General features: G+C 35.7%; 5 protein-coding genes. 1 reads left to right on the forward strand and 4 read right to left on the reverse strand.

Annotated elements, in window-relative coordinates:
• Nucleotides 1-495: 495 nt before the first annotated feature.
• Nucleotides 496-2,694: a vitamin B12-dependent ribonucleotide reductase gene (locus AB1422_13895; protein ID MEW6620405.1), complete on the reverse strand. Its 2,199-nt coding sequence runs from the start codon at nt 2,692-2,694 to the stop codon at nt 496-498.
• A 480-nt stretch (nt 2,695-3,174) separates the two neighbouring features.
• Between AB1422_13895 and AB1422_13900 the strand changes: the two genes are divergently transcribed.
• Nucleotides 3,175-5,316 carry a glycosyltransferase gene (locus AB1422_13900; GenBank protein ID MEW6620406.1) on the forward strand — a complete coding sequence of 714 codons (2,142 nt, stop codon included), beginning with the start codon at nt 3,175-3,177 and terminating at the stop codon, nt 5,314-5,316.
• On the opposite strand, the gene lysA is transcribed toward AB1422_13900, so the two are convergent.
• The 3 genes from lysA to AB1422_13915 are packed head-to-tail and all read right to left on the reverse strand — an operon-like array spanning nt 5,305 to nt 7,553.
• Nucleotides 5,305-6,549, reverse strand: a complete 1,245-nt coding sequence (gene lysA, locus AB1422_13905) for a diaminopimelate decarboxylase (protein ID MEW6620407.1) — start codon at nt 6,547-6,549, stop codon at nt 5,305-5,307. The genes AB1422_13900 and lysA overlap by 12 nt on opposite strands.
• Nucleotides 6,550-6,563: 14 nt before the next feature.
• Nucleotides 6,564-7,106, reverse strand: coding sequence for a tetratricopeptide repeat protein (locus AB1422_13910; GenBank protein MEW6620408.1), 543 nt, complete (start codon nt 7,104-7,106; stop codon nt 6,564-6,566).
• The gene (locus tag AB1422_13915) at nt 7,107-7,553 is read right to left on the reverse strand and encodes a thioredoxin family protein (protein MEW6620409.1); all 447 of its coding nucleotides are present in this window, start codon (nt 7,551-7,553) and stop codon (nt 7,107-7,109) included.
• Nucleotides 7,554-7,757: the final 204 nt, after the last annotated feature.

Consider the following 7,757-nt stretch of genomic DNA (forward strand, 5'->3'; position numbering starts at 1 on the left):
GTAACCGTTCAGGGATATAGCCACAGAGTCACAGAGAACACAGAGGGAATATATAACCACGAATGAACACGAATAATAAAAAGATTTGTAGTGCGAGGCTTATGGTTTTTGCAAAATTAACTTCCACTTTTCTGGAATACCATAAAATAAATTAAAAATCAAACATCAAAATGTAAAATTACAAATCAAAAATCAAAATATTCTCCAGCTACTTTGTTAATTTACAAGTATTTTTGCATTTTGCATTGTAATTTTGATATTTGCATTTTGATATTTACATTAAAGTTCTTCTTGCTATCGCTCTCCCCAAAAGAGGAACCTATTTATGAAAAAGCAATTAGCCTCGCTTCTGGCAAGCAGGAAAGCGAACCTAAAGGTTCGTACTACATTTATCGAATGTCACAGGTTAATTCGTGTCCATTTGTGGCTAATTTCTCTAATTCTCTGTGAACTCTGTGCCTCTGTGGCTGAACGGTTACAATTATTTTCATATTTTTACCAGCACTTAGAAAAACCACAGACTCTACATATCGCACAACCTTCTACCAATTCAAGTATCTCTCCACACTCCGGACATTCAGGATAGATACCTACCGCGGCTTTCGTCATTGTCATTTTCTTTAATGATTTTGGCTCTAATCCATTAGTCATATACTTTTCGATGGCTCTACCAATGGCATCCGGACAGGATAAAATCGTTCCTCCTTTTTGCCAGGAAGGAGCAGGACATCTAATCCCTTTTAATTGTTTAATTATTACCTCTGTATCTATTCCAGAGCGTAAGGCTAATGAAATTAACCTGCTTGTTGCCTCAGATTGTGAGGCGGCACAACCACCGGATTTACCCATTTGGGAAAAGACCTCACAGGGGCCTTTTTCATCTTCATTTATCGTTACATATAAATTCCCACAGCCAGTCGTTATTTTCTGTGTAGTTCCTGTGGTTACAGATGGTCTTGGCCTTGGTGTTCGGGGTTCTTTTTCCTCTTTTTTCTTCAAACCAAGATAAAGCACCTGTTCTTCACGACTGCCATCACGATAAATGGTTACTCCTTTACAACCATTTTTATAGGCTAAGAGATAGACTTTTTTTACATCCTCGCGAGTGGCAGAATTTGGGAAATTAACTGTTTTTGAAACTGCATTATCGGTGTATTTCTGGAAGGCGGATTGCATTCTGATATGCCATTCTGGAGAAATATCGTGAGCCGTGCAAAATATCTTCTGGATTTTTACCGGAACTTCTTTTATGCCGTGTAGGGTGCCTTTTTCTGCAATTTTACGCATCAGTTCCTCACTATAAAACCCCTCTTTTTTAGCTATCTTCTCAAAATAAGCATTGACCTCAATCAATTCATTTTTATCCATTACCTTTCGGATGAAACAAACACCAAATAATGGCTCAATCCCACTTGAACAATGAGCGATAATTCCAATTGTGCCTGTTGGAGCAATCGTCGTCGTAGTCGCATTGCGGAGTCCTTCACATTGCCCATCATCATAGATACTACCTTTAAAGTTAGGGAATGCACCCCTTTCTTTTGCCAGTTGTGCGGATGATTCCCTTGCTTTTTGCTGAATAAATTTCATTACCTCTTCTGCGGTCTGAATGCCTTTTTCAGAATTATAAGGAATCCCAAGTTGAATAAGCATATCCGCAAAACCCATTATCCCTAATCCTATTTTCCTATTTGCTTTTGTCTTTTCTCCGATGATTTTAAGCGGATAATTATTCATATCAATAACATTATCTAAAAATCTAACCGATAATTCTACGACCCGACTTAATTTCTCATAATCAATAGTATCTTCCTTGACCATTTTTGCCAGGTTAATAGAGCCTAAATTACAGGACTCATAAGGAAGTAACGGTTGTTCGCCGCAAGGATTAGTGCTTTCTATCTCACCGACTTTAGGTGTGGGGTTATGTTCGTTTATTCTATCTAAGAAGATAATTCCTGGCTCACCGTTTTTATGGCTATATTCAACGATAAGGTCAAATACCTCATCTGCCAACAGTTTTTTTACACTTTTTTTAGTTCGTGGGTCGATTAAATCATATTCTTTGTTATTTTCTAATGCCTCCATAAATTCCCGAGTTAAGGCAACGGAGATATTAAAGTTATTCAATCTGTGTTCTTTTTCTTTGCACTTAATGAAATCCAGTATGTCCGGATGGTCAACTCGTAATATGCCCATATTTGCTCCTCGTCGAGTTCCACCCTGTTTAACGGTTTCGGTTGCGGCATCAAAGACGGTCATAAATGAAATAGGGCCACTTGAAACCCCTTTCGTTGTCTTAACCGGGCTATCCTTTGGTCTAAGTCTTGAGAAGCTAAATCCTGTGCCACCGCCAGACTTGTGGATTAAAGCAGTATTTTTCACTGCATCAAAAATACTATCCATCGAATCTTCAATTGGTAAGACAAAACAAGCAGATAATTGTTGTAGGTCTCGGCCGGCATTCATTAAGGTAGGTGAATTAGGCAAGAATTCAAGCCTGGTCATCAATTCATAAAACTGTGTTGCTCTTTTTTGGACACTTGCTTTAGAATTATAATTTTTATCTGCCAAAGCTACATTTTCCGCCACACGCCAAAACATCTCCTCTGGTGTCTCAATCGGCTTACCATCTTCATCCTTTTTTAAATACCTCTTTTCCAGCACTTTTCCTGCATTAGATGACAATTCCATCTTAAAATCCCCTCCCTTTTTTATATTTTATCTATTTTACCTTATAACAGGTAAAATAAGGTAATTTCTTGAAAGCATTCAACCATACACCTGAAAACCTACAAAAATAGCCTATCTTGTAGTGTTGATTATTATATACCACAAAGTATCGTATGTCAAGTAATTTTTTAATGTTTTTTTAACTTTTCATAAATTAATAAAAGGCTAAAGCCAAAACTTCAGTAATAGAAGGCAAAATTTGATTGACATTAGATAAAACTTTTGGTAAAATATCCAGCAGTGCCTCACGAAATTAAGAATAAGTAACTGGAACAATAAGGAGAAACGGACATAAGCCAGGGCTCACAAAGGGCAATGAAAATGGGAGAAGGACAACCCCCTAACCCCCTTTATTAAGGGGGAATTGCTGAGAGTTTCTTTCTTCCCGAATCCCGAGTCCCGAACCCCGAGTCCCGAGTCCCGATTTTCAGGAGAATTACAGTGAATGAAAAGAAATTAAATATCCTCCAGGTCGTCAATAGTCCACATTGGCATGCCATTAGCAGTTACGCCTTAAATCTTTCAAAAGGATTGAAGGCAAAAGGACATAAGGTAATCATAGTTACTTTACCAGGGAGTCTTTTGATTAAAAGAGCAGAGGCTGAAGGTGTGCCAGTTATCACTAATCTGCATTTAAACCATAACAACCCTATCTATTTTATTACAGACTTAAGAAAACTCATCTGTATTTTAGAAGAAGAAGAGATTGATGTTTTAAATGTGCATGAATCTTATGGTTTTGTTATTTCTTGTTTAGCGGCTAAATTAGCCAGGCGACCAATTGCCTTAATCCGAACACGAGGCACATTTATGACTCCCAAAGGGCATTCAATAAATAGATACCTGCATAATTCATTAGCCGATGAAGTAATCGTTACCTCTAAATTTATGCTAAAAAAATGCCTCAAGCATCTTCGAGGCAAAGAAGACCACTATAAACTTATCTATTTTGGGATTGATGTGGATAAATTTAAGGTTGAGACTCCAAAAGAGAAAATCAGAGCAGAATTAGGTATTGCCGAGACGGATTTTATAATTGGAATGACAGCCAGATTTGACCCGGTAAAAGGTTACCCATACTTTTTTGAAACAGCCGCAAAAGTAAAAAATAACATTGAAGGGTTAAAAGTGAAGTTTTTAATCATTGGCTATGAGGCAGAATTTTCTAAAGCTGATTTGATGAATATGGCTAAAAAACATAATATTGAAAAAGATGTAATTATCATTGATAAATGGAGCAATCTGCCAGAGATTTTATCTGTTATTGACATTGGCGTTATAACATCTATTGGTTCAGAGGCAAATAGTCGAACCTGTCTCGAATTTATGGGTGCTGGAAAACCGGTTGTGGCTACTACGGTTGGCGTCCTTCCAGAAATTATAGAAAACGATAAAACAGGGTATTTAGTTCAACCAAAAGATATTCAAGCTATGGCAAATGTTTTGCTTGATTTATTAGAAAACAGGGAGAAACTTAAGATAATAGGAGATAATGGCAGAAAATTAGTCAATGAGAAATTCACACAGGATTTTTTAGTAACTCAAACAGAGGAAATTTATTATCAACAATGGAGAAAAAAACTACCCAGGTCAATTAAAAAAATACTTGTTATAGATTTTAATTTAATCGGTGATTTATTATTTACAACTCCAACAATTAAGGCTATTAAACAAAATTTCAATAATAGTCATTTAAGTATCGTTGTGAATTCTACTGGTGTAGATGTAGTCAGGAATAATCCATACATTGATGAAATTATTGTCTTTGACCGCAAACATAAAAACATTATAAATCAGATTAAATTTATTTTGAAGATAAGGAAACAACGATTTGATTTAGTAGTTGATTTATATAATGGCACTCGCTCCGCTGTATTAGCCTGGCTATCAAGGGCTAAATACAGGGTTGGTAAAGGAACTGATTGGAACAAGATATTCTTTAATTTAAGATTTATACCTAAAAAAAACCTTACATATTGTATTGAAGAAGGGTTTGAGAAATTGGGGTTATTAGGGATTGATATAGAACATATTGATAAGAAATTAGTTATGGAAGTGTCAAATCAGGATAGAGAATATATCAAGCAGTTATTTAAGATAAAAGAAGATGAATTAGTCATTGTCATTAATCCTGGTGCCGGTGCTCCTTCAAGGCGATGGAGTGTTGAGGGATATGCCCGGGTAGCAGATGTTTTAATTGAAAAATATAAGGCAAAGGTAATCTTAAGTCCAAATTTAGGTCAGGAAGAGTTTGCGTTTCAGATAAAGAGATTGATGTCCCGGACGCCATTAGTTTCGCCTGTTCTAAATTTGAATCAAATAGCGGCGTTAGGGGAAATAGCAACGGTATTTATTGGGACAGATACAGGACCATTACATATCGCCGCCGCGGCAGGTGCCCCTGTAGTCACGATATTTTTATCTACCAGTCCTTCAATGCATCACCATTTAATCAGGACAAAATATGTTTATAAAAAGTTACCTTGCAATCCCTGTCAAAAAGGATGTGAATCATTAGAATGTGTTAAGGCAATCACCGCTATGGATGTTTTAGAAAAGGTTGAGGAATTATTAAATCTGTAAAATTGCCTCTTTGCTAATTAAATCCTCATAAGATTCTCTCTGACGGATAATATGATATTCTCCATTAATGACCATTACCTCAGCCACCTTAGGACGCATATTATAATTAGATGACATTGTAACTCCATAAGCCCCAACATCTAAAATAACCAGTAGCTCTCCTGCCGTAGGTTTAGGTAACACTCTATCATGGGCAAAAAAATCACCCTCTTCACATATTGGGCCAACTATATCTGCCGTTAATCCTTCTCGCTCTATATCTTCAATTACTGGTAGAATTTTATGATATGCCTTGTAGAATGCCGGTCTGATTAAATCATTCATCCCCGCATCAACGATAATAAAATGCTTATTATGTCCTTTTTTAATATGAAGTATTTTAGTTACAAGAATTCCTGACTCGCCTACAATACTTCGTCCTGGTTCTAATATTAGTTTATAATTGGTATTAGCAATTTCTGGTAAGAGCATTTTGCCAAAATCCTGGATGCTATGAATATCTTCATCATGATACCTGATACCTAAACCTCCACCAAGATTTATATACTCGATGTTAATATTTAACTCTTTAAGTTCCCGGGCTAATTTAAGAACCTTATGCATGCCTTCAAGGAATAGGTTACAATGAGTTATTTGCGAACCAATATGACAATGAATTCCTGCTACTTCAAGATTTTGTGACTTTGATGCCCGGAGATAAACCTCTTTTACCATATGGTTGCTTATTCCAAATTTACTTTTAGCCAGGCCTGTAGCAATATAATGATGAGTAAGTGGATTAATATCAGGATTGACACGAATTGCAATACGGACTTTTTTATCTTTTGCACTGGCAATTTGGCTCAATAATGAAAGTTCCTCTATTGAATCCACATTAATCATTAACAAATCATTCTCTACGGCATATTCAAGTTCTTCTCTGGTTTTACCATTACCATTGAAAACGATTTTTTGCGGCGGAATTCCTGCCTTTAATACCTTAAATAGTTCACCGCCGGAGACAACATCTGCCCCTGCCCCTTTTTGGGCTAAAATATTAAGGATAGCCAGATTAGCGTTTGCCTTACAGGCATAACAAATTAAGGTATTAGGGAAAGATTGGCGATAAGCCTCGTAATTAGAGGTTAAGACATCATAACTGTAAAGATAAAATGGTGTTTGCACCTGCCTGGCAATGGTTTCAATCTTAAGCCCATCACAATATAATTCTCTTTCTCGATATTCAAATCCCATAATTACACTCCTTTTTATTTCTTTTGACTCTTACGATAGATTTTCTCTGCTTGACGATTGATTTTTTTAAACTCTTTACTTTGCGGGAATTTATTTGCAATCTCCTCTATCTTTTCTTTTGACTTTTTTGCCCAGACTGTTTTGGAATGTTCCTTAATGATAGAAAGATATATTTCAGTTGCCTTTTTAAATTTATTAGATGCCTGGTAGCATTCTCCGATTTGGTAAATTGCCTCAACTTTATAGTCAGAGTGTTTATATTTTTTAAGCAATAGCCGATAATTATTTATCGCCTCATTCCATTGTTCTAATGCCTGATAGCATTTACCGATATTAAGTTGAGCCTCATCGGCATAATAAATCTTTGGATAATAGTCAATAAAATGTCGAAATTCAATAATGGCTAATTCATAATTTTTTTGGTCTTGATATGCCAGGGCACGGTCATAAAGTAATTTTGCTAATTGATTTTCCTGATATTGATACGGGGTAATATAAGGTTTAGCCTGACTACAACCAATGATAAAGAGCAAAAGAAATAAGATATTATTTATCATTTAATCAGCTCCTTTAGTAGATGCAAGTGCCTTTTTCATTTCGGTTATAAAATCTTTTGGTCCACGATAACCTACTACTTGATGAATTACCTGACTATCCGTATCCATAAAGATAATCGTTGGCAAGCCTCGGACAGCATATTGGTTTGGTGTAGTTTTATCTACCTCACAATCAATCTTGACTGGAATAAATTTTTTAGAAAGTGCAATTACCTCTGGATTTTTATATGTCGTTGCATCTAATCTTTTACACCAGATACACCATTTTGCTTCAAAATCTACCATCAAAGGTTTATTCTTTTTTTTAGCCATCTTTAACCCTTTCTCAAAAGAATGATACCATTTAATCTCTTGTCTCTCTATTTTAGATTTAGCCAGTAGAACTTTTTGACCCCCCAGACACAAAACAGTAAATACAATCAGAAAAATACATAATTGTTTTAACATAATTAATACCTCCTTAAAGATATTCGCCTAGAGTTCTGCAAAACCAGGAAACTGTATTTTTAAGCGGGTATTTAAAACCTGTAAGCGTTCAGGTGGTGTAACAAAAGGAGATGTGGAGATTAAGGAGATAGGGAGATATTATTAAAAAAATTGAAATTAATAGAAACTAATAGAAATTTATGGAAATTTGTTGTTTTCCACAAT

The sequence above is a fragment of the bacterium genome, from assembly GCA_040757115.1.
GTDB lineage: Bacteria > UBA9089 > CG2-30-40-21 > CG2-30-40-21 > SBAY01 > JBFLXS01.

What these genes read in the sequence shown, in the direction of transcription:
- AB1422_13910 (MEW6620408.1), bottom strand. Translation starts at nt 7,106, where the DNA reads ATGATAAATAATATCTTATTTCTTTTGCTCTTTATCATTGGTTGTAGT.
- AB1422_13895 (MEW6620405.1), bottom strand. Translation starts at nt 2,694, where the DNA reads ATGGAATTGTCATCTAATGCAGGAAAAGTGCTGGAAAAGAGGTATTTA.
- AB1422_13915 (MEW6620409.1), bottom strand. Translation starts at nt 7,553, where the DNA reads ATGTTAAAACAATTATGTATTTTTCTGATTGTATTTACTGTTTTGTGT.
- lysA (MEW6620407.1), bottom strand. Translation starts at nt 6,549, where the DNA reads ATGGGATTTGAATATCGAGAAAGAGAATTATATTGTGATGGGCTTAAG.